22 protein-coding genes are annotated in these 21,337 nt (G+C 59.5%); 7 read left to right on the forward strand and 15 right to left on the reverse strand.

All coding sequences use genetic code 11. The features are described 5' to 3' along the window. Positions 1-76: 76 nt before the first annotated feature. Complete coding sequence (locus ACA063_RS18640) at positions 77-862, forward strand: helix-turn-helix transcriptional regulator (RefSeq protein WP_497666549.1); 786 nt, start codon at positions 77-79, stop codon at positions 860-862. 55 nt (positions 863-917) lie between these two features. Here ACA063_RS18640 and uraH read toward each other — a convergent pair whose 3' ends face one another. Both uraH and ACA063_RS18650 read right to left on the reverse strand, forming a co-directional pair. Further along, entirely contained in the window at positions 918-1,328 is a 411-nt protein-coding gene (gene uraH / locus ACA063_RS18645) for a hydroxyisourate hydrolase (RefSeq protein ID WP_497662865.1), read from the reverse strand. Positions 1,329-1,338: 10 nt separating this feature from the next. After that, positions 1,339-1,842, reverse strand: coding sequence for a GlcG/HbpS family heme-binding protein (locus tag ACA063_RS18650; protein WP_497662866.1), 504 nt, complete (start codon positions 1,840-1,842; stop codon positions 1,339-1,341). 147 nt (positions 1,843-1,989) lie between these two features. Between ACA063_RS18650 and ACA063_RS18655 the strand changes: the two genes are divergently transcribed. Together ACA063_RS18655 and ACA063_RS18660 are read left to right on the forward strand one after the other, a co-directional pair. Then, positions 1,990-2,661, forward strand: a complete 672-nt coding sequence (locus ACA063_RS18655; RefSeq protein WP_497662867.1) for a heavy metal response regulator transcription factor — start codon at positions 1,990-1,992, stop codon at positions 2,659-2,661. Then, the gene (locus ACA063_RS18660) at positions 2,658-4,040 is read left to right on the forward strand and encodes a heavy metal sensor histidine kinase (protein ID WP_497662868.1); all 1,383 of its coding nucleotides are present in this window, start codon (positions 2,658-2,660) and stop codon (positions 4,038-4,040) included. Before ACA063_RS18655 ends, ACA063_RS18660 begins: the two co-directional genes overlap by 4 nt. Here the strand turns inward: ACA063_RS18660 and ACA063_RS18665 are convergent. From ACA063_RS18665 to ACA063_RS18690, 6 genes are all read right to left on the reverse strand, one after another. Continuing rightward, positions 4,037-4,342 (reverse strand): antibiotic biosynthesis monooxygenase family protein, encoded by a 306-nt coding sequence (locus tag ACA063_RS18665; protein WP_497662869.1) that lies wholly within the window; start codon positions 4,340-4,342, stop codon positions 4,037-4,039. The genes ACA063_RS18660 and ACA063_RS18665 overlap by 4 nt on opposite strands. A 54-nt stretch (positions 4,343-4,396) precedes the next feature. Continuing rightward, entirely contained in the window at positions 4,397-5,359 is a 963-nt protein-coding gene (locus ACA063_RS18670) for a zinc-dependent alcohol dehydrogenase family protein (protein WP_497662870.1), read from the reverse strand. A gap of 155 nt (positions 5,360-5,514) precedes the next feature. Then, on the reverse strand, positions 5,515-5,817 hold the full coding sequence (locus tag ACA063_RS18675) for an ArsR/SmtB family transcription factor (protein ID WP_497662871.1): 303 nt from the start codon (positions 5,815-5,817) through the stop codon (positions 5,515-5,517). Positions 5,818-6,167: 350 nt separating this feature from the next. Then, positions 6,168-7,652 carry an MFS transporter gene (locus ACA063_RS18680; protein WP_497662872.1) on the reverse strand — a complete coding sequence of 495 codons (1,485 nt, stop codon included), beginning with the start codon at positions 7,650-7,652 and terminating at the stop codon, positions 6,168-6,170. Between the two features lie 213 nt (positions 7,653-7,865). Continuing rightward, positions 7,866-8,201, reverse strand: coding sequence for a hypothetical protein (locus ACA063_RS18685; RefSeq protein WP_497662873.1), 336 nt, complete (start codon positions 8,199-8,201; stop codon positions 7,866-7,868). Positions 8,202-8,385: 184 nt separating this feature from the next. Next, positions 8,386-9,213 carry an EamA family transporter gene (locus tag ACA063_RS18690; RefSeq protein ID WP_497662874.1) on the reverse strand — a complete coding sequence of 276 codons (828 nt, stop codon included), beginning with the start codon at positions 9,211-9,213 and terminating at the stop codon, positions 8,386-8,388. Between the two features lie 246 nt (positions 9,214-9,459). Between ACA063_RS18690 and ACA063_RS18695 the strand changes: the two genes are divergently transcribed. The 4 genes from ACA063_RS18695 to ACA063_RS18710 all read left to right on the forward strand — a co-directional run bounded on the left by ACA063_RS18695 (position 9,460) and on the right by ACA063_RS18710 (position 13,478). Beyond that, positions 9,460-9,969, forward strand: coding sequence for a sigma-70 family RNA polymerase sigma factor (locus ACA063_RS18695; protein ID WP_497662875.1), 510 nt, complete (start codon positions 9,460-9,462; stop codon positions 9,967-9,969). Continuing rightward, on the forward strand, positions 9,966-10,382 hold the full coding sequence (locus ACA063_RS18700; protein WP_497662876.1) for a FecR/PupR family sigma factor regulator: 417 nt from the start codon (positions 9,966-9,968) through the stop codon (positions 10,380-10,382). The genes ACA063_RS18695 and ACA063_RS18700 overlap by 4 nt, the downstream gene beginning before the upstream one ends. Further along, positions 10,379-10,945, forward strand: a complete 567-nt coding sequence (locus tag ACA063_RS18705; protein ID WP_497662877.1) for a FecR family protein — start codon at positions 10,379-10,381, stop codon at positions 10,943-10,945. The genes ACA063_RS18700 and ACA063_RS18705 overlap by 4 nt, the downstream gene beginning before the upstream one ends. A 112-nt stretch (positions 10,946-11,057) precedes the next feature. Next, positions 11,058-13,478 carry a TonB-dependent siderophore receptor gene (locus ACA063_RS18710; protein ID WP_497662878.1) on the forward strand — a complete coding sequence of 807 codons (2,421 nt, stop codon included), beginning with the start codon at positions 11,058-11,060 and terminating at the stop codon, positions 13,476-13,478. Between the two features lie 18 nt (positions 13,479-13,496). On the opposite strand, the gene ACA063_RS18715 is transcribed toward ACA063_RS18710, so the two are convergent. The 7 genes from ACA063_RS18715 to ACA063_RS18745 all read right to left on the reverse strand — a co-directional run bounded on the left by ACA063_RS18715 (position 13,497) and on the right by ACA063_RS18745 (position 21,139). Continuing rightward, entirely contained in the window at positions 13,497-14,192 is a 696-nt protein-coding gene (locus tag ACA063_RS18715) for a tRNA (adenine(22)-N(1))-methyltransferase (protein WP_497662879.1), read from the reverse strand. Positions 14,193-14,348: 156 nt separating this feature from the next. Then, the gene (locus ACA063_RS18720) at positions 14,349-14,990 is read right to left on the reverse strand and encodes a LysE family translocator (RefSeq protein ID WP_194692294.1); all 642 of its coding nucleotides are present in this window, start codon (positions 14,988-14,990) and stop codon (positions 14,349-14,351) included. Positions 14,991-15,115: 125 nt separating this feature from the next. After that, positions 15,116-16,114 (reverse strand): 3-hydroxybutyryl-CoA dehydrogenase, encoded by a 999-nt coding sequence (locus tag ACA063_RS18725; protein ID WP_497662880.1) that lies wholly within the window; start codon positions 16,112-16,114, stop codon positions 15,116-15,118. Beyond that, positions 16,114-17,220 (reverse strand): NAD/NADP octopine/nopaline dehydrogenase family protein, encoded by a 1,107-nt coding sequence (locus ACA063_RS18730; RefSeq protein ID WP_497662881.1) that lies wholly within the window; start codon positions 17,218-17,220, stop codon positions 16,114-16,116. Before ACA063_RS18730 ends, ACA063_RS18725 begins: the two co-directional genes overlap by 1 nt. Positions 17,221-17,315: 95 nt before the next feature. Next, entirely contained in the window at positions 17,316-18,290 is a 975-nt protein-coding gene (locus tag ACA063_RS18735) for an AraC family transcriptional regulator (protein ID WP_497662882.1), read from the reverse strand. 85 nt (positions 18,291-18,375) lie between these two features. Continuing rightward, positions 18,376-19,731 (reverse strand): spinster family MFS transporter, encoded by a 1,356-nt coding sequence (locus ACA063_RS18740; protein WP_497666550.1) that lies wholly within the window; start codon positions 19,729-19,731, stop codon positions 18,376-18,378. Positions 19,732-19,891: 160 nt separating this feature from the next. After that, on the reverse strand, positions 19,892-21,139 hold the full coding sequence (locus ACA063_RS18745; RefSeq protein WP_497662883.1) for an OprD family outer membrane porin: 1,248 nt from the start codon (positions 21,137-21,139) through the stop codon (positions 19,892-19,894). Between the last annotated feature and the right edge of the window lie 198 nt (positions 21,140-21,337).

Below are 21,337 nucleotides of genomic sequence, written 5' to 3' on the forward strand. Positions count from 1 at the left end.
AGGGCTGAATGGAGTATGGAGAGCCATAAAGCGGAAAGTAATCACATCGATGGGGTAACCCCGTATGGGTAGAAACGTGAGCATTACCTTGCAGGACATGGCCTGGCACCAGGCGATTGGCAGGCTGATCGAGGCACTCGACCGTCCCGGTTTCTGGCTGGCCCTGGTGCGTCAGTTGGACAGGTATATCCCGGTGGACAGCTGGGTCGTGCTGATTTTCAGTAATGGCCGTCCGCAGGTGCTCGCAGAATGCCCGGGCAAGGATGGCGGACCGGACCCGCTCTTTCAGGATTACCTCAAAGGCCTGTATCTGCTCGACCCCTTTTACCTGGCCAATCGGGAAGCACCGCAAAACGGTTTGTTCTGGCTGGCCGATGTGGCGCCGGAGTGCTTCGAACAAACCGATTACTACCAGCGCTACTTCCGCCTCAATGTCGTTGCCGACGAAGTCCATATCAACGTCCAGCTCGACGCGGAGCGCACCCTAAGCCTGTCGTTGGGAAGTGAATGTCGCTTCAGTGCAGAGCAGACCGCGCTACTCACACTCATTCAACCCTGGGTTGGCGCTTTGATGCGTCAACGCATGGCGTTTGAGCGCGAGACGCTGGAGCAGAACGCGTCGCCGACACCGAGCTGGCAGAGCATGCTGGACTCCACTGACCAACAGCTGGAAACACCGCTTTCCGCCCGCGAACTGGAAGTCGGCCGGCTGATGCTCAGCGGCTGCTCGAACAAGGAAATCGCGCGCAAGCTGGCAATTTCTGCGGAGACGGTGAAGGTCCATCGCAAGCACATGTACAGCAAGCTCGGCATCAAATCCCAGACCGAGCTGTTTGCACTGTTCTTGAACGCGCAAAGCTGAGACCGTCGCTTCACGAGGGTGTCATTTCAGGTGAGCGGTTCACCCGACGTGAACATCAATTCCCACGGTAAGTGGAAAAGCCATACGGGCTGAGCAGCAACGGAATGTGGTAGTGCGGGACCGTGCCGTCCACTTCGAAAATGACCGGGACTTCCGGAAAGAAGCTGGCGATCTTGTGGGCGGTGAACCACTCACCGGTTTTGAACGTGACGCGGTAAATGCCTTTCTCCAGCGCCTTGCCCTCTGGATAGAACGCCGGGATACGCCCTTGTTCGTTGGTCGATGCGGTATTGAGCATCTCCCAGCCCTGGCCATTCTTCTTTTCCAGGGTCACGTTAACGGCCGGGGAAGGCAGTCCGTCCTGCAGGTTCAGCACGTGAACGCTCAGGGGATTGGCCGCTGCCGATGCCAGCGAGGACAGAACGCTCAATACGGCGCCTGCAAAAAACAACTTCAATACTTTCATGTTTATCTCTTCAGTGAGTGGCCGGTAAGATTTTTGCAACGGCGGCAAGTGCGCAGCCTTCGTCGAATGCAGCCCCGCCGGCACCCGCGACACCGAGCGCGCCGACAACTTCTCCCTCGAACAGCAACGGCACACCGCCGCCGAGCAGCAGTAGCTCATTCACTGTATTGAGGTTTTCGGCGTCCGCCGTACTGCGGGCACGCTCGGCCAATAGCCGGGTGGGCGTCTTGGTCGACAGGGCGGTATAGGCCTTGCGTTGAGCCGCCAGGGTGTTGTGCGGGCCGACGTTGTCGTCGCGTTGCAGGGCGACCAGATTGCCGCCACGGTCGACGACCGCCACCACACCGGTTCTCCCCTGCGCATGGCAGGCCGACAACGCCGCATTGGCCAGATTATTGGCCGTCGCCAACGTGACATCCTTGCGCTGTGCAACCTGAGCATCGGTGGCCGCGACGGCAAACGTAGAGCCCATCGCCAATGCGAGCAGCAATGGGGTTGATCCGGTGATACGCATGCTTTTTCCCTTGGCTGAGTCTGGCTGAACAACAGGCCGGGATAATGAACCGCTTGCTCCGTCAGAATGATTGCCTGCGGATTACCAATTTGTAATGTGCAAACACAGCAGATCGGCCTAGCCTGTATCCCGGTTCCGGAGGAAAAAATGCGTATCCTTGTCGTTGAAGATGAAGCGAAAACTGCCGACTATCTGCACAAAGCGTTGAGTGAGTCCGGCTATCGGGTGGAGATCGCCCTGAATGGTCTGGATGGCCAGCATCTGGTGCAGGAAAGTGAATACGACCTGATCATTCTTGACGTGATGCTGCCGGGCCTGGACGGTTGGCAGTTACTGCAGATCATCCGGCGCAAGTGGCAGACGCCGGTGTTGTTTCTCACCGCTCGCGATGCCATCGATGATCGGGTCAAGGGGCTGGAACTGGGCGCCGATGATTACCTGGTCAAACCCTTTTCCTACGCAGAACTCCTGGCCCGCGTGCGCACCTTGCTGCGCCGGGGTCCGCCCCGGGAGGTCGAGCAGTTCCAAGTGGCCGATTTGAGTCTGGATCTGTTGCGGCGCAAGGTCACTCGCAACGGCCAGCGCCTCACCCTGACCAACAAAGAATTTGCGCTGCTGCATCTGTTGCTCAATCGGGAGGGAGAGGTGCTCTCGCGCTCGCTGATTGCCTCGCAGATCTGGCAGATGAACTTCGACAGCGACACCAACGTGGTGGACGTGGCCATCCGCCGACTGCGGGCCAAGGTCGACGACCCTTTCCAGCTCAAGCTGATCCATACCGTTCGCGGCATTGGCTACCTGCTTGAGGTGCAATCTTGAAACTAATGCCCCGCGCCCTGAGTCTGCGCCTGGCCGCCATGTTCGCGCTGGTCAGTATGCTGTTGATGGGCGCTATCGGGTTTTATCTGTATGAGTCGTTGCAGCGTGAGATCGCCTGGCGCGATGACCAGGCTCTGCTCGGACGCTTGCAACGCATGCAAGCGTTGATCAGCGACAGCGACAGTATCGAAGCGCTACGCGCCCGCCCCAAGCTCTACGAAAACATGCTGGGCAACCGTGACAACCTGCTGTGGATTGTCGATGACGCTGGCAAGGTGTTGATTGAAATCAACCCTGCCCATTTACCGCTGCCCTCCTTGCAAGCGGCCCCAGTGGCGCAACTGGGTGACGGTCATTACGCTGAGCCCGTCCGGCTTGCCTGGCTGGATGTGGTCAACGGCGACCGCCCTCTGACCCTGATCGCCGCCAAGCTGCTGAGTGAGCGAGAGCAGATGCTTGGCGCTTACCGACTCAAACTTTGGCTGGCCCTGTCCGTCGGTGCCCTGCTCGCCTTTGCGCTCGGTGGCTGGGTGAGTCAGCGCGGCTTGCGCCCGGTGCGCCAACTGGCTGCGCGGGCGGCTGGTATTGATGTTCAGCATCTGCATTTGCGGCTGGATGACTTCAACGAAGTGAGCGAGCTGCAAGTGCTCAGCAAAGCCCTCAACCACATGCTGGCGCGCCTGGAAGACGGGTTTGCCCAACTCTCCCGTTTCTCGGAAGACCTTGCCCATGAGATGCGCACGCCGTTGAGCAACCTGATGGGGCATACCCAACAAACCCTCAGGCACGGTCGCACGATTGAGGAGTATCAGAACCTGCTGGTGTCCAATCAGGAAGAGTACGAACGTCTGGCGCGGATGATCGACAGCATGTTGTTTCTCGCACGTACCGAGCAGTCGCATATTTCGATCAAGCCCGAACAGTTCGATCTGCACGATCTCAGCACGCAGTTGTGCGACTACTTCGAAGGCGTGGCGCAGGAGCGCGACATTCAGATTATCGACCACACCCGTGGTGAGTTAATGGCCGATCCGATCCTGGTCCGCCGAGCAATGGCCAACCTGCTCGCCAACGCGCTGCGCCATGCAACGCCCGGTACTGAAGTGACCCTTGCAAGCGCCACATGGGAAGACAGGTTCGAGCTCAGCGTGCACAACCAGGGCGAACCGATTGCCCCGCAACACCTGCCGCGTTTGTTCGAGCGCTTTTACCGGTGTGATCCATCGCGTAATCAACCGGACGATTCCGGTGGCCTGGGCCTGGCAATCGTCCGTTCGATCATGCAAATACACGGTGGCCGCGTGAGCGTTGACAGCGCTGAAAGTGGCACTCGCTTTTGCCTGGAATTTCCGCTGAAAAAAGGCTCGTCCGGGTGTTAGTCACCTGCAGGAAACCCGGCGCCCTCAATGTGGTAAACCGTCGGCTCATCGGAAAAATAGTTCTCCAGGCCCATCATGAACAACCGATGGTCTTCACTCGCTTCGAAGCCCGGTGTGTGATCCTCGAGTGATTGCCATCGCACGATCAGGTTGAATTGCTCGGGCGTTTCGATCCCTTGCGCGAGCATGTGGCCGCCGTAACCCTTTGCGCGGCAGAGCAGCGGCGCGACCTCGGCAAATGCCCGTCTGAAGGTTTCGATGTGTTCTTTGTGAACGGGGAGCAGCGCGATTTCATAAATCATGGCGTTCCTTGAATTCAGGTTTATCGATTGAAAAAACACAGGGTCGAGGTGAGCCTACGGCGCGACTGAAATCGCGATTTTCCCCTGGATACCGTTGTTGGGAGTCTCCAGCCGGGCATGGGCGAGCGGAATATCGGCAAGCGAATAGACCGCGCCAACGTGTGGCCGCAGCTGACCGCGCTCGATCAATGCGCTCAACTCATCCAGCTTGCCGCGGTTTTGCCGGGTGAACACGAAGTGATAACTCGCGTTCTTGCCCCAGGCCTGAACGACGTTTTGTGGCTGTGCGATGTCCACAATCGAGACCACGCGGCCCAGTTGTGCGAGCACGTCGGGGCTGCGCGACAACGTGTTGCCGCCAATGGTGTCGAACACGACATCAACGCCGTGGCCGCCGGTTTCCCGATTGATGGCGTCAACATAATCATTCTTTTCGTAGTCGATGATCACGTCGGCACCCAACCCTCGTACGAACTCGATATTCGCTTCGCGCACGGTCGTGAATACCCTGGCGCCCATGGCTTTGGCCAGCTGGATCGCCACATGACCGACGCCTCCCGCACCGCCGTGCACCAGGATGCTCTCCCCTACCCTGAGCGCCGCCCGCACGACCAATGCTTCCCACGCTGTCCCGCCCACCAGGGTCAGGCTCGCCGCCTCGAGGTGGCTCAGCGAAGACGGCTTCTTCCCGATAATGCTTTCGGCAGCAACGTGGTACTCGGCATAGCTGCCCGGGCCGTCAAATATTTGCGGGGTGTACCAGACTTCGTCGCCTGGAACGAAACTCGTCACACCGGGGCCGACGGCTTCGACAACGCCCGATACGTCATGCCCGGTAATGGCCGGCAGTTGCACCAGGTCAGGGTAATCGCCTCGTCGAACCTGGAAATCCAAAGGATTGATGGAGGTGGCGTGGACCCGCACCAGGACTTGTCCAGCTTGAGGTACCGGCTTGGGCACGTCGCGCAGTTCGAACGATTCCGGGCCACCAAATGAGTTGAGTATCAGCGCTTTCATTGTGCATCCTCGTTTCGATAAAAAGGGATATCGAGATTTTTCGATATACCGGGGTAAAAAAACGGACCGTTCTTTCCCTATGGTTTCAGCATCTTGTGCATACTTATTTCGATAAAACGGGATATCGTGATTTACCGATACGTCGAGTTAAAAAATTACAAATCTTTGCCGATGATCTCGGCAAGCAAACTGATGGCTGCTTCATTGCGCTTGTAGTACGTCCACTGACCGATGCGTCTGACTTCGACCAGGCCCGCTCGTTGCAGGGTCGCCAGATAGTCAGACACCGTCGACTGCGACAGCCCGACGCCTTCCTGAATACTGCTGACGCAGACGCCCACCGTATGAACGTCACCTTCGTCCTGCGGAGGAAAGTGCTTCACGGGGTCCTTCAAACCTTTGAGGATTTCAAGTCGCGTACGGTTTGAGAGGGCTTTGAATATTTCGAGTAATTCCATGGGCCGATCATATCGACATTTACCGATATGTCAATGCAGAAAATCGAGTTACGCCTAGACTGGAGAACGGAAGAAAAAGTCGATGGCTTTTTTCTAGAAGGTGTCTCTTCCTGAATAACCCGGTACCTGTAGGAGCTGTCGAGTGAAACGAGGCTGCGATCTTTTGATCATTTCTTTAAAACAAAATCAAAAGATCGCAGCCTCGTTTCACTCGACAGCTCCTACAAGGGATTGAGGTTCTGCTCCAATTCGGTGGTGCGCCGGACGTCAGGGTGAAACAGGTGTAAACCTATTTCAGGACTAGAAACGGCGACGAAAAAAACCATCGCCTTTTTCTGTCACCGTTTTACCTACGTAGTTTTTGAGTAACACCTGACGACGCGCACTGCGGTAAAGATGGCGAGGATTGGCGCGAATGCGAACAGGCCAAAGAGCCAGACCGCAGCATTGGCGATGCCCGCGATGCCTCCGGGATCCGTGAGGCCGGCGACGTTTGCCACCATGCCTGCGAGTGCTGCGCCGAGCGCGGTGGCGAATAGCTGCACCGTGGTGATAGACGCCGCTGCCAGGCCCTGCTCCCCCGTCGGCGCGACCTGAAACACGCGGGTGAGCAGGTGCGGCCATGCCATCCCCACGCCCACTCCGATTGCCACCAGTGCCAGGCATATGGGCATGAGCGCGGGCCAGCCACCGGCACTATCGCTGGGCATCAAAACGGCCAGCGCGATCATGCCCGCCATGCCAAGCATCGGGCCGGCGAGAATTGCGCAGGTGATGCCCTTGCCGCTCGCCCCTGCGCTGGCAATGGACCCCAGCGTCCACCCGGCCGCCATCAGCGCTGCGAGGTAGCCGGCAATGAGCGGGGATTGTTGATGGAGAACCTGGAGGAACAGCGGCACGAATATTTCGCCACTGGTCACAGCGACCGCCAGTAGCGACATCGTTGCGTACAGCGCTCCCAACGCTGTGGTGATGCGCAAGGCACCGGCGGGCAGCAGCCGATGGCGTGCGCGGCTTTCTGTGCCGATCAGCAGGAGGGTCAGAATGACGGCGGCAGCCAGCCCCGCGATGTTCCAGAGGAGAACAGAGGAAACGCTGCCGAATGAAACGGCGAGCACTGCCGACGTCAACAGGACGAGTTGGGCGAGTGGCAGCGGCGAGCGTTCGATTTCATCCGTGCTGCGTTTGGGCAGCACGATCACAGCCAGCACGGCAAACAGCAGGGCGACGGGAATGAGCGACCAGAACGCTGCCCGCCAAACGTCCAGTTGCGCATAAATGCCACCGACGGCCGGACCGACCAGAGTGGCCACACCCCACATACCGGAAACCAGCGCCATCGCGCGCGGCCATAAAGCTTCATCGAATACCAGCCGGATCATCGCGTAGGAAAGCGCGAACAAAAAACCGCCGCCTAACCCCTGGACAAGGCGACCGGAGAGCATGACCGGCATTGACGGGGCAACGGCACAGATGAACGTGCCGATTGCGAACACCAACGTGGCGATAACGTACGCGCTACGCGGCCCTGAACGGGCGAGCAACCTCGCCGACAAAGCCGAACCCAGAATGGAGGCGGCGACGAAAAGCGTGGTATTCCAGGCGTAGTAGTCGATACCGCCGATGTCCCTGACGACCGATGGCAGAATCGTGGTGGCGATATAAACATTGATCGCATGCAGGACGACGCCCCCGGCAAGGGCGAGCGAGCGCACGCCATTCCTGCCAGACAACAAGGCGGCCCAACCACTTTTTGGCGGATTGATATCCCTGAGGGCGACGGCCTCTGCCGACGATGGCGAAGGTTGGCCCGATGCAACGTGACGCTTATCCATATGTGCTCCCTTTCCCAATGTCACCGCTGCGGCGAATGAAAGCTGCCAAGGCAACGCGACACTCTTTATAAAACCTCATGTGTGGATGAGGTCAATAGAAAGGTAGAAATTCATGATCGATGTGAGCGCCCCGCTATTGGTAGGAGCACAGGTATCCCCTTGGAACCGCCCCAACCGCGTGAGTGAATCGCACCTGAACAGGCTTCGTGACGGCTACGTAAACGTCATCGCCCATGTGATGAAGCCTGCAACCCCCGTCGTCCAGGTCAGCGCGGCCAGGAAAAGTCCGTCAGTGAACTTTTCCAGCAGATGATTTCGGCTGAATTGTCGGGTTCGCAATGACCAGTACGACAGAATCGTTGTGAGCAGGTAGAAAATGGCGTTGATTGCAAGCAGGTCATCCCCCAGGGATCCCTCTTTTCTCAACGTGGTCACCACTTGAAAAATACCGATAACCGTAAGGCAGACGCCCACCATGGCGGATGAGGCGACGAAGATATGGACACAGATGTCTTCATTCAGACGGATGGATGACTTGGTTTCGCTCATGGCATTTGCCCTCGAAGGGGTTAAAAAACCTGATATCCGCCAGGCCCCATCCCTCTGGCTGATACAGATCAGTCAGGCCGGCGCATCAGCCAGTGTAGCGACTCCTTCAACCAGCCCTTCATGAACATCGGCAACCGTAGCAAGGGTCACTCCGGCGATGATGTTGCGCGCCTACATGCCGTCGTCAGCCGATGAGAATCGTGCCGGCGGCAATCACCACGCACGCCAGCACCTTGCGGACAGTCAGGGTCTCGCCCAGGAAGAAATAACCGATCAACGCCGCGAACAATACGCTGGTTTCGCGCAATGCCGAGACCGCTCCCATGGGGGCGTGGGACATGGCGTAGATGACGATTCCGTAGGCCAGCAGCGAGACCAGTCCGCCGAAGAAAGCCGTGAAGAAACCGGGACGCAACGTAAACAGACTGGGGGCGCCGCGCAGGCCGATGTACACCAGTGGCATCAATATGCCCCACAAGGCGCACATCCATACCGTGTAGGCGATCGGTGCGCCGGACAGGCGTGCGCCAATCCCGTCGGTGACGCTGTAAGCGGCGATAAAACATCCGGTGCCCAAGGCGTAAGGCAGGCTCGGTACCGCCAGCCTGCGCCCTTTGAACGCCAGCGAAATAATCCCGCCCGACACCAATGCAATGCCCAGCAGCGCCGCTGCCCCGATACTTTCTCCGGCAAAAACCGATGCGCCGAGGGTGATCAGGATGGGCGAAGAGCCTCTCGAGATCGGATAGGTTTGCCCCAGGTCTCCGACCTTGTAGCTCCTGACGAGAAACAGGTTGTAGCCCACATGCAGGACCGCTGAAAGCACGACATAAAACCAGCTGACTGGCGCTGGTGGCGTGAGGAACAAGGCCGCCGTTGCGCTGACGATGGCGACCGCCAGACACATGACCGTCATCGACCAGAGTCTGTCGGCACCGCCACGCAGCAGCGCATTCCAGCTGGCGTGCAGGAGTGCGGCGAAGAGTATGAGCAGGATGATGTGTAAGGGCATGCGTCATCCTAATCATCCCGGCGTCTGGATGAAAGCAAAGTCCCCTCCCCGATCATGCCAGCTCGACACTCATGATGGGGCCAACAACTCTGAACAGCCGCATCGATCGAATCGCGCCTGACTCGACACGTTTGACTGGCTGCTCCCGCATTGAAAATAGTCGAGCAACAGAGAAACTGCTCCCATCAACTAATGAGAAGCATTATCATGTAATTCTTTTGTCAGCGCCTTCCTGGAAACCTGTCTATGTCTTCCTCCCCTGCCACCCACCATGCCGTAGGCGAACTCTATGTTCAGCACCACAGCTGGGTGGTGCAGTTGCTGCGGCGAAAACTGGGCAGCCAGGAGCAGGCGCTGGACCTCGCGCAAGATACCTTCGTGCGCATTCTGACCAGTGAAAACCTGCCGCTTTTTCGCGAACCCCGCGCCTACCTCAACACGGTGGCGAGCCGTCTCTGCGGGCAGTATTTCCGCCGTCAGGCGTTGGAGCGAGCGTACGCGCAAACACTGGCTGTTCTCGAACCGGAACTGTCGCCTTCGCCCGAAACCCGACTGCTGGTGCTGGAAGCCCTGGACGCCGTCGGCAAGGTGCTGGACGGTCTGGGCACCAAAGTGCGGGAGATTTTCCTGTTGTCGCAACTGGATGGCCTGACCTATCCGCAAATTGCCGAGCGCCTGGACCTCAGCATCAACGTGATCCAGAAAGCCATGCTCAAGGCCTATCGGCACTGCTACTCGGCGGTGTACGAGGCATGAGTGTGTTCGAACCTGAAGACAACCAGCCGCTGGACAAAGCAGTCGTCGAGCAAGCCATGTTGTGGATGGTCGCGTTGCAGTCGGGAATCAGCGGCGCAGCCGAACAACAGGCCTGCCAACACTGGCGCAAGGAACACCCGCAGCATGAGCTGGCCTGGCAACGTCTGACCGGGCTCAACCGTGATGTACGCGACAGCACCGCCGCCCTGCCCGCTTCCAGCGCCCGGCGGTTGTTGCAAGCGCGCAGCACGCCTTCACGCCGAACGCTGCTCAAAGGGTTGCCGGCCTGGGGCTGGCGACAGCCACCGGTTTCAGTGTGCGTGAACGGGTGTTGTTACCCGAGCTGTTCAGTGATTACCGCACCCCCACCGGCGAGCGCCGACAGGTCCAACTGGCAGGTGGCATTCAGTTGAATCTGGATACCTACACGGCGCTGGATGTTCGCGACACCTCCACCGCCCCGGTACTGACATTGAACCTGGGCCGCGTTTTGCTGGCGGTGGGTGCCGGCGCCACGGTGAGGGTGAAAACCGTCAATGGCTGGGTGCAATCGGCGCCCCTGTCGCGGCTGATCATCAGTCACGACCTCACAGAACAGGCCGGCACCCAGGTGCAAGTACTGGCAGGCAGTGCCACGGTGAAACCGTTGCGCGGTGGCAGTTTTACCGTGGGCACTCACCAGCAAGTGGCTTTCGATAGTCACCGAACCGGACCACTGGAAAGCGTCAAGGCCAGCGCTGAAGCCTGGACGCGCGGCTTGTTGATTGCTGAACGCATGCCACTGGCCCAGGTGATTACCCAGCTCAATCGCTATCGACGCGGCGTGCTGCGTTGCGACCCGGCCATTGCCGGTTTGCAAGTGTCTGGATCGTTCTCTCTGGACCGCCCGGATGACAGTCTCGATCTATTGAGCAGCGTACTGCCCATCCGCGTGCAACGGGTATTGGGCTACTGGGCCACGGTGGTTCCGGCCTAGCCAGAAATATATTTCACTGCAACCGGCAGTTTTTTCCAACTCGTGCATCAAGACCAGGGAAGACGCTGAAAAAACAGCGCACCGCCGACCCTTCTCATCATGGACAGTCTTTATGCACAGTCGCCTTACCCCGCTTGCCAGTGCCTTGCGCACAGCCCTCCTCGGCCTCTCTATTGCCACCGCCAGTCAGCTCGCCAGCGCCGCCAGCGCTACAGGTTCCAGTGAGCAAGCGCAACGTCACGCCTTCAACATTGCGCCGGGCAGCCTGGACAGCGTACTCGGTGCCTTCGGCCAACAATCGGGCGTGATGATTGGCGCGGACTCGGCGCTCACCACCGGCATTCGGAGTACGGGCTTGAACGGCAGTTTCGCAGTCAATCAGGGCCTTGAGCTGATTCTCGATCCGCTGGGCCTGCAGGCTGTCAGCGAGGGCAGCGGTTACCGGTTGATCGCCAAACCGGCCAGCGCGCAGCTGGAATTGCAAGCCACCGAGGTCAGCGCCAACCAGTTGGGCACCATCACCGAGGGCACCGGGTCGTATACGCCCGGCACAATAGCCACGGCCACTCGCCTGGTCCTCACGCCCCGGGAGACACCGCAGTCGATCTCCGTGATTACCCGCCAGACCATGGATGATTTTGGCCTGAACTCCATCGACGATGTGATGCGCCACACGCCGGGGATCACGGTGTCCACCTATGACAGTGAACGCACCAACTATTACGCGCGCGGTTTCTCGATCCAGAACTTCCAGTACGACGGTATTCCCACCCTGCGCAACGATGCCTTCTCGGCCGGCCAGACGTTGACCGACATGGCGATCTACGACCGTGTCGAAGTGCTCAAGGGCGCCACCGGATTGCTGACAGGCGCGGGAGGCCCTGGCGGGACAATCAACCTGATCCGCAAGAAACCGACGTCCGAGTTCAAAGGCAATATCGAGTTGGGCGCCGGCAGCTGGGACAACTACCGGTCGCAGATCGACGTCAGCGGCCCGTTGACCGAAACCGGGAATGTGCGCGCACGGGGGATTGCCGCTTACCAGGAAAAGCATTCGTTCATGGACCACTATGAACGCAAGACCAGTGTCTACTTCGGGACCGTGGAAGTTGACCTGACACCCGACACGCTGCTGACGTTGGGCGCCGACTATCAGGACAACGACCCTAAAGGTTCCGGCTGGTCCGGCAGCCGTCCGCTGTTTGACTCCAATGGCGATCGAATCAGCCTGCCGCGGTCTTTCAACAACGGCGCGAAATGGAGTGGATGGGAGGAATACACGCGGACGGTATTTGCGACGCTGGAACATTCCTTTGCCAATGAATGGGTCGCCAAGGCCCAGTACAACCACCAGATCAACGGGTATCACGCTGAGCTGGGTTCGGCTCAGAGCAGCCCGAATGCCGTGACCGGGCAATCCAGCGTGTATGCCAACAAGTTCACCGGAGAAACCACCAGCGACACCGGTGATGTCTACCTGTCTGGCCCCTTCAATCTGCTAGGCCGTGAGCATCAGCTGGTGGTGGGGACCTCCGCCTCGAACTCGCACTGGAAAGGCAAAAGTTATTACAGCCCGACGTACACCAACAACGTCATCGATTTCTATCACTGGGACGGCGACAGCATCAAACCGGATTGGGGTAATGCCACCCTGACGGATCAAACCACGCGCCAGACCGCCGGGTATGGCACCGCTCGTTTCAGCGTGACCGATGACCTCAACGTCATGCTCGGCGCACGCGTGGCGAACTATTGGCTGACCGGTACCGACGACACTCGTGAGACGGGCAAGGTGGTGCCTTATGCCGGCGTGACTTACGACCTCAACCAGAACCTGACGGTGTACGCCAGCTACACCAGCATCTTCATGCCGCAGCTGTATTACATGGACAGTCAGAACAAAATCCTGGAGCCAGACGAGGGCAAGAACTACGAGGTCGGCATCAAGGGCGAATACTTCGAGGGTCAACTCAACACCAGCCTGGCGTATTTCGAAATCCACGAAACCAACCGCGCCGAGGCCGACAATGCCTACAACGCGGCCCCGACCAACCCCGCCGTTGAATACGCCTACAAGGGCATCAAGGCCACCACCAAAGGCTACGAGGCAGAAATTTCCGGCCGGTTGGCGCCGGGATGGCAAGTGCAGGCCGGCTATACCCACAAGGTCGCCCGGGACGAAAACGACAACAAGGTTTCAACCTGGGAACCTGAGGATCAGCTCAGTTTCTACACCAGCTACAACTTTCAGGGCAACCTGGACAAACTCACGCTCGGCGGTGGTGCCCGCTGGCAGGGGCAAGCCTGGCAGGTCCTGAATAACCGGGCCAAAGGCACCGACGAGGAATTTTCCCAGGACGCTTACTGGCTGGTGGACGTGATGGGGCGCTATCAATTCACTGACCATCTTTCTGCAACGGTCAACGTCAACAACCTGTTCGACAAGTACTACTACACCAACATCGGCTTCTATAACTCGTCCTATTACGGCGACCCGCGTAACGTCATGCTGACGACTCGTTACGACTTCTAAAACGCTGCCGCCCCATCCTCAAGCCAGCAGCTCGGTGATCCACCGGGCCTGTTGGGCGACTTCCTGAGTCTTCTCCTCGGGTACGGCCTGCCGCGCCCGGGTGAAGTGGGTCAACGTCTGCTGCTTGTGGCGCAGTATGCGCTGCCACTTCACCAGAAACGCCGGGCTGCGTGCCCGCATCTGCAACGGCCCAAAGTACAATTCTTCGGCGCTGTACAGCACGGGCCCGGTGCGTTCGGCCACGATGATTTCGTAGTAGAAACGGTTTTCCTGCAGCAGCTCCTCGCAGACGATGCAGTAGCCGTTTTCCATCAGCCATTGGCGCAGTGGCTGTTCACCGCCGTTGGGCTGCAGAATCAGGCGCTCCTGCCCGGTCAGGTGCGCCTTGCCGCTGTCGAGGATGTCGCGAATCGTCTCACCGCCCATGCCACAGACCGTGATCGTCGTAATCTCGTCTCCCGGCTCGATCGCTGCCAGGCCATTGGCCTGGCGCACAGTGATCTGCTGCTCCAGGCCATTCTCGCGCACGGTACGTTGGGCGCAGAGAAATGGCGTCAATGCCACCTCGCCAGCCACCGCTGCGACGATCACACCCCGGCGCATCAATGCTACTGGGAGATAGCCGTGATCCGAGCCGATATCGGCCAGGCGCGCAGCAGCGGGCACATGCGCCGCCACGCGTTCCAGGCGCATGGACAATGTGTGTTCGTTCAACTGCAGTTCCTTTTCACCACGAATGCCCGGCACCTTCGGCCGGATCGGGACGCGATTGTGTCGGGCATCGTCGTGCAATTCAAATTCAGGCGACCACGGCCATGGAAATGCCGTTGCTGACAGGTCGCAATCAGCCGCAGCAGATCGTTATGGCATTTATGCAGTCTGTCGACGCATGGTCAGGATGGCCGCGCCAAAAAAGATAAATGTCGACCCCACGACCCGGCTGACCCACCGGGACAGCTCGGGCCGCGTCAACACGCCCTTGGCCCGGGAAGCCAGCGCGGCGTAAAGGCTCAGGGAGACCACCGACAACGCCATGAAGATCGAGGTGAGGATGAAGAACTGCGGCAACAGCGTTGCGCTCTGATCGATGAATTGCGGGAACAGCGCGGTGTAAAACATCGTCGCCTTCGGGTTGGTGACCGCCGTCAGGAAGGCCGACTTGTACAGTTTGAAAGGCGTGGGCCTGCTCTTCTTCGAGTCATCCCGGACACCGTCCGCAAGCATCGGACTCTTGTTGAACAGCTGCCGGGCCCCCAGGTAAAACAGATACCCCGCACCCAGAATCTTCACCGCGTTGAACAGCCACTCGGAACTGGCCAGCAACGCCCCCAGCCCCAACATCGCAGCAGCCGACAGGCAGAACAGGCCACTCGCGTTACCCAGGGATGACCACACCGCACTGCGTTGCCCGTAAGCCAGGCTGTTGTTGATGGCCATCAAGGTTGCGGGTCCAGGACTGGCGATGGCAATCGCGGCGACGAGGGTGTAGGTAAAGATCGAGTGAGAATCCATTTTCAATGCTCGTGAAGGTGGGAGGGGTACATCTTACAGAATGTAAACAGACCACCAGTCTATCTGCTTGCGTGAAACAGTGGGCAGTGACGCGAAGGTTGGGCCCGGCTTCCAGGCCCAGTTGCTCAGGACTGCTTCAAGGCACCCTCAAACGCCGGCGTCAGCCCCGACAGTTCCAGCTTGCGCACGAAGTCGCCGAGGCGCTGTTGCTTGTAGGCGTCCACATCCATGTCGCGGTAGTCGTAGAAGCCCTGGCCGTCTCGCAGGCCATTGCGGCCGTTTTGCATATTGTCGGCGATCACTTGTGGCGATTCGAAACGCGGTGCCAGCGCGCCGCTCAGGTAACGCGATGCGTAGTAGAGAATGTCGCCTCCCCCCCAGTCGATGAACTCGAGCAGGCCCAGGACCGAGAAGCGCAGGCCGAAACCCACGCGCACCGCAGTGTCGATATCTTCCGCGCTTGCCACGCCCTCCTCGACCATCCGTGCGGCTTCGTTCATCGCCAGTGCCTGGATGCGCGGGACGATGTAGCCGGCGACCGGATTGCACACCACGGCCACTTTGCCGATGCGTTTGAGCAGTTGCAGCAGCCGCTCGACCACGTGCGGGCACGTCTTTTCGCTGCGACTGACTTCCACCAGCGGCATCAGGTACGCCGGATTCAGCCAGTGCGCGTTCACGAAACGCTTCGGCTCGCTGACCATTCCACTCAGCTCGGTGACCAAAAAGGTCGAGGTCGTCGAGGCAATGATGGTCGAGGCCGGAACATGCTCGCTGACCCAGGCGAAGGTCTCCTGCTTCACCGCAATGACTTCCGGCACGGCTTCGAACACCAGGTCGCACTCGCTCAGTGTCGCTGCAGCGCGGGATCTGGCTTGCAGCGTCAACCGTGACATCGCGATGTCCGCCTGGTCCGGCAGGAGCACGCCGAGGCGCACCAGCATCTGCAGTTCGCCGCGGACATTGTTTCGCACACGCTCGAAGTAGTCGCGCCGCTCATCCTCGGCGCGCTCCTTGATGTCGATGAGGGTGACGGGCAGGCCCGCGTGGATGAACGCCAGCGCAATGCCCTCGCCCATCCGGCCGGCACCGACCACGCTGACAGACGGCAGCGCCGCGTTCATCAGTTGTAGCCCCGGGTCAGGAGCTCGATCATTTGCGCCCGGTCAAGACTGGCCAGACCCAGGTTCTCCAGGGTGCGGCCTTCGGCGTAGAGGTCGCGTGCCGCCACCACTGAGGCGATGCTCAGCAGGCCTTGCGCCACGGGGGTCGGGACACCGGCCCAGCGCCCCACGGAAACCAGAAAGGACAGGCCCAGGCGAGTGTCTTCCAGCATGTAGCGATGGGTCTGCAGGTCGATGTCTTCGCGCCAATCGCCGCTATCGGTCAGCTTGCCATGGGCACCCCGTCCGTACATCCACTCTTCGCCGTCGGTGGTGTTGTAGTGATCGGCCAGCGGAAAGTGCGGCGCGCCATAGGTCAGCGCTTCGCGCACAGCCATGCGCTCGGCATCCAGCTGGTTGGTCACGCGGCGAATCGACGGCTGGGTGCCCTCGTTGTGAATGTCCCAGGCGTCGAAATGCTCAAGCGGACCGGCGTTCATCATGATCAGCGGCGGATGAATGATGGGGCCTGCGTTCATCAGCGCACCGCTCAAGGCGTCTTCAATCGGCTCGACACTCGGGTAAGCTTCGCGCAGCACAGCGAAGGCGTGTTCGGACAGGTTGCTGGGGAATACGCCGGTCGGCAGGCGGGTGGCGTAGCCGCTGATCACCAGGTCGCTGGCGCCGTGCTTGCGCACCAGATAGGGCAGCGTACCGGTTTCGGCGAAGGCGACTTTGCTCTGGTTGCCCGCATCGGCCATGGCCTTGGCGAACACGTAGCTGCCGAAGGTACCCGGTGGCAGGAACACCACTTGACCATCGCGCAGGTGCGGCGCGACGTGTTTGGCGAGGTCTTCGTGGGAGGTCGACGGCAGCGGGATGATGACCAGTTGCGCATCACTCAGGGCTTCGGCGAGGTCGTCGATCAGCGACAGCTTGTCTCCCTGCTGACCGACAGACAACTGACGAGTGCCCAGGTAGTCCCTGATCGTCAGCGTGCCGATGGCCAGCAATTCCTTGAGGGCTGCGCCGTCACGACGCCACAGGCGAGTCAGGTGGCCTTTCTCGGCCATTTCGACAGCAGCGGCGTAACAGCCGTGACCACCACCCAGCACGGTAATATTCATCGAGATGCTCCTTTTGTAAGAGACTCGATCCTAACGAGCCCTGCCGCCATCGACTTATCCGATTGCGCAACCGACTGACCCATTGCGCAGAAGTCTCAATGCTTGTGCCGTCGCAGGGTATCCGACGGCAGGCAGCCGTAGCGTTGCCGGTAGCCGCTGGAGAAATGTCCGAAGCTGTTGATGCCGTGACGCAGCAGGATATCGGTGACGGTTTCCCCGACCCTGGCCTGCTTCAGTGATTCGTGGATCAGCGCCAGACGGCGGTCGCGAATGTAGTCGACCGGCGCCTGCTGGAGGAACTGGTTGAAGCCGTTCTGCAAGGTGCGCACCGAGACGCCACAGAGTTCACTCAAGGTCGCCAGGCTGATCGGCTCGTCGAGATGTTCCTCGATGTAGTCACGGGCTTTTTTCACGTGATGCGGCAGCGGTGCGCGGGCGTCGTTCAACAAATCCGCGGAGTAGTTGTGCGGCAGCTGGGTCAGCAGCAATTGCATCAGGTAGTCGGACAGGCTGCTGGCAATGCGCGAGCCGTCGACGCCGCTGCCGTACAGCCGGCAGATATAGTCCAGGGTGTGATAAAGGCTGACGGCACCGGCGCTCAGATGGTCGACCCTGACATCAAAGATCACCGACTGTCGCAGGCTGCGATCCAGCAAGCGTTGCAGTTGCCTCTCCAGAGCGTCACGATCGACGCGCAGGATCAGGTTGCGGCATTGGCCATCGGTGACGATACGGCTTTGCGCGAACGGCGAGGAAACGCTCAGGTAGCCCGACTGCATCGCCGCGCTTTGCCGTCCGTGCGCCACTTCGCACTGCCCCTGCAAGGTAATGCGAAACAGGTACTGATCGGCAATGTCGCCGATGGTGATTTCCACCGGGGCGCCGTAACGCAAGTCGAGCAATGCCAGGTCGCCGAAAAATACCCCATTGAGCCGGGTGTAGATGGGTGCGTCGCGCAGCACGTTGAAGCTGTGCGGGCACAGGTAATGGCTGACCTTGGCTTTGATCTCACGGTAATCGGTTGAGCTGAGCAGGCTGTGCCGCTCCAGCAGGTGTACATCATTCAACATCGAGGGCTCTCCTGATCTGGAGCGAATCGGCCCCGCTGCGTTTGCACGAAGCGGGGCCGTGGTGTCGATCATGAACGATCGCACATCACGCCGGGGTCGGGTACTCACGGGTATAGCTTTCGCGGAAATGACGGCAACCTCGCCACAGCAGAAACACCGTCAACAACGACGCGCCAGCGATCACCAGCGACATGGACGAGCCCACCGCCGCCGGCGAACCGAAGTAACGATCGGTCAACAGCGCCACCAGTGTAGTGCCCACGCCCAGACCGAGCAGATTGCTGATGAGCAGGAACACCGCCGAGACCTGCGCACGCACCTGATTCGGCGCGAGAATCTGCATCGCTGCGGTGGACGCCGGCATCGGAAACGAGGCGAAGAACATCGCCGGTACCAGCAGGGTCACCGACAGCCACAGCTGATCGACTTGCGGGAACAGGATGGCGGGTATCACCATGCCCAGTGCGCCGATCACCCCGGTGCGCATCGCGGCATCCTGATGTCCGCGCTTGGCGAGGAAGTCGGTGAGCCATCCGCCGAACAACACCCCGGTGGTGTTGGCCAGCAACAGCACCGTACCGAGCATGTAGCCCGCCTCGACCGGCGTCAGGCCGAACTTGCGGATGTACAACGCCGGGCTCCAGCTCATCATGCAGAAAAGGGCCATGGCGTAGAACGAGAAGCCCAGGTAATGGCAGGTGAAAGTCGCACGGTGACGTCCGAGAAAGCGGATGCCATCGCTCATCGCAACCTTCTTCGGCCGCCCCTGCGCATCAACCTGCAAGCCTTTGCGCGCTGGGTCGCGCACGGTGAGCCAGATCAAAATGCCGACCAGAATGCCGGGCAGACCGACAATGAAAAACGCCAGCTGCCAGGCTTTCATGGCGCCGAGAACCGCGACCTCGATGGTGTGCATGTCCTTGAGCAGCGCAATCACATAGCCCCCCACCAGGAAGGCCAGGCCGCCACCGACGAACGAGCCGATCGAGTAGATGCCCACCGCGCGGCCCAGTTTTTCCTTGGGGAACATGTCGCTGAACATCGAATACGCAGAGGGCGACAGGGCCGCTTCGCCGACGCCCACGCCAATTCGGGCGAGGAACATGTGCAGGAAGTTTTTGCTCAAGCCACACGCGGCGGTCATCAAACTCCAGACCACCACGCCGACGGCGATGATCTTCGGCCGGGAGAAGCGGTCAGCCAGGTAGGCGATGGGCATGCCCATGAAGGCATAGAACAACGAAAACGCCAGCCCGTGCAGCAGGCTGAACTGGGTATCGCTGATCTGCAGGTCGGCTTTGATCGGCTCGATCATCAGCGCGAGGATCTGCCGGTCCACGAATGAAAAGATGTAGGCGACCATGCATAGCCCCACCACATACCACTCGTAAAGGTAAGTCTTCTTCTTTTGCAGGACCGCATTATTGACCTGGACGTTCACGGGTGTTTGCTCCTCTTGGAATACGCTCATGTGCGCAGCGCGCCAGCTAACGGCGAACAGGACACCGACGGGGAAGTTGCGGGGCAGATGCAAAAGACGTTGGGTTCGAACATGGCCGGGCCTCTTATTGTTTTGGGGTCTAACCCTGGTTGGATCGGGCTTACCAGAACTTCCAGGTGTAGGTCGTGGCGACACGGAATTCGTTGTAGTCGTAGCCGTACTTCTGCTTCACGTCGATGTTGCGCAGGTCCAGCCCAAGGCCTTGCAGCGGCCCGCTCTGCACCACGTAGTTGAGCCCCAGATAGCGTTCGCTTTCCTGGTTGTCACTCAGGTCTGCACCGCGGTTCCAATGGGTCCCTTTGGTATAACGGGTGTAGAACTTCAGTCCCGGCATCCCCATCGCGGCAAAGTCATAGCCGTAGCGCGCCGACCAGGATCGTTCACCCGGGCGAACAAACCCCAGGGACGACCAGTGCACCAGGTAGGGTTGCGGGATATAACCGTTCATGGTCGGGAATACGCTGTCACCGAGCATGCGCTGGTAACTGACGCCAAACATATGGGCACTCTTGAGCAGGGTGAACAAGGCACCGTAAGAGCGGTTGTCGATCTCACCGTTCAACGCCTCGCCCTCTTCGTTGTTATTGAAGTAGCGCAAATCGGTTTTGAGTTTGTAGCCATTCCCCAGCTCAGCCATATGCATCAGGCCGACGTAGTGCTGCTGATAAATATCGTGAAGCACGCCATAGAAATAACTGGCTTGCAGGTTTTTGCTGATGTCGTAAGTGGCGCCGCCGAAGTCCAGGCCATCACTGTCGAGATTATCGGTGGAGCCGTACTTGTACAGTTTCTCGTGGTTGGAAGATTCCCGCGTTACGGCAGACCAGAAACGGCCGCCGGTCAACGTCAGCCCATCGATTTTCCTGGACTCCACCACGGCCCCCTGATAGAGGGTGTCCAGCTGGCGACTGGGGTCATCGAACGCAACCGGCAATTGCGGGCGAAGATCACCGACCTTCAACTCGGTCTTGCTGTAGCGCATCTTGAAGGTGGCCCCGGCCCGACTGTAGTCGTCGGCGGTCTGCCCGTCACGGACGCTATAAGGCAGCGAACCGTCATTGCCCGACGAGTCCAGGCGCACGGCGTATTGCGCATCCACATCAAGACCGATGGCCAAGGCGGTGTCGGTGTAGCCGGACGTAAATTGCGCATCGAAACCCTGAGACCAACTGTGCACTTCAGAATCCGGTGCCTGGGTGTTGGTGTAGTTACGGTGCAAGTAGAAGTTGCGCGTATCCACTTTGAAGTGACTGTCTTTAATAACATCAGCCTGTGCGGCCAGTGGCGAACAGATGCCCAACACACTGGCAATACCTATTCCACGGCATGACTGCCTTACTTGATACATCTGACATCTCCACATCTGTATGTGCCTGGGCACTGTTTTTATAGGAGCAGAATCAAACCAAAAGACCACCGGGGGTGGTGCGAGCAGGACTTTTTGTTGTTATGGGGTTAAAACGCCTCGCGGGCTCAATGGAACAGCCCGCAACGACGACAACTCGTGTCTGTCCAAGGTAAGTCAGCAGGCGCTGCGCCGATATCA

The organism is Pseudomonas sp. LBUM1643 (assembly GCF_059716215.1).

Excerpts from the sequence above, each read along its gene's own strand:
- uraH (WP_497662865.1), bottom strand. The coding sequence starts at position 1,328 with ATGAAAGTATTGAAGTTGTTTTTTGCAGGCGCCGTATTGAGCGTTCTG.
- ACA063_RS18650 (WP_497662866.1), bottom strand. The coding sequence starts at position 1,842 with ATGCGTATCACCGGATCAACCCCATTGCTGCTCGCATTGGCGATGGGC.
- ACA063_RS18655 (WP_497662867.1), top strand. The coding sequence starts at position 1,990 with ATGCGTATCCTTGTCGTTGAAGATGAAGCGAAAACTGCCGACTATCTG.
- ACA063_RS18665 (WP_497662869.1), bottom strand. The coding sequence starts at position 4,342 with ATGATTTATGAAATCGCGCTGCTCCCCGTTCACAAAGAACACATCGAA.
- ACA063_RS18670 (WP_497662870.1), bottom strand. The coding sequence starts at position 5,359 with ATGAAAGCGCTGATACTCAACTCATTTGGTGGCCCGGAATCGTTCGAA.
- ACA063_RS18675 (WP_497662871.1), bottom strand. The coding sequence starts at position 5,817 with ATGGAATTACTCGAAATATTCAAAGCCCTCTCAAACCGTACGCGACTT.
- ACA063_RS18680 (WP_497662872.1), bottom strand. The coding sequence starts at position 7,652 with ATGGATAAGCGTCACGTTGCATCGGGCCAACCTTCGCCATCGTCGGCA.
- ACA063_RS18685 (WP_497662873.1), bottom strand. The coding sequence starts at position 8,201 with ATGAGCGAAACCAAGTCATCCATCCGTCTGAATGAAGACATCTGTGTC.
- ACA063_RS18690 (WP_497662874.1), bottom strand. The coding sequence starts at position 9,213 with ATGCCCTTACACATCATCCTGCTCATACTCTTCGCCGCACTCCTGCAC.
- ACA063_RS18695 (WP_497662875.1), top strand. The coding sequence starts at position 9,460 with ATGTCTTCCTCCCCTGCCACCCACCATGCCGTAGGCGAACTCTATGTT.
- ACA063_RS18700 (WP_497662876.1), top strand. The coding sequence starts at position 9,966 with ATGAGTGTGTTCGAACCTGAAGACAACCAGCCGCTGGACAAAGCAGTC.
- ACA063_RS18710 (WP_497662878.1), top strand. The coding sequence starts at position 11,058 with ATGCACAGTCGCCTTACCCCGCTTGCCAGTGCCTTGCGCACAGCCCTC.
- ACA063_RS18720 (WP_194692294.1), bottom strand. The coding sequence starts at position 14,990 with ATGGATTCTCACTCGATCTTTACCTACACCCTCGTCGCCGCGATTGCC.
- ACA063_RS18725 (WP_497662880.1), bottom strand. The coding sequence starts at position 16,114 with ATGAACGCGGCGCTGCCGTCTGTCAGCGTGGTCGGTGCCGGCCGGATG.
- ACA063_RS18730 (WP_497662881.1), bottom strand. The coding sequence starts at position 17,220 with ATGAATATTACCGTGCTGGGTGGTGGTCACGGCTGTTACGCCGCTGCT.
- ACA063_RS18735 (WP_497662882.1), bottom strand. The coding sequence starts at position 18,290 with ATGTTGAATGATGTACACCTGCTGGAGCGGCACAGCCTGCTCAGCTCA.
- ACA063_RS18745 (WP_497662883.1), bottom strand. The coding sequence starts at position 21,139 with ATGTATCAAGTAAGGCAGTCATGCCGTGGAATAGGTATTGCCAGTGTG.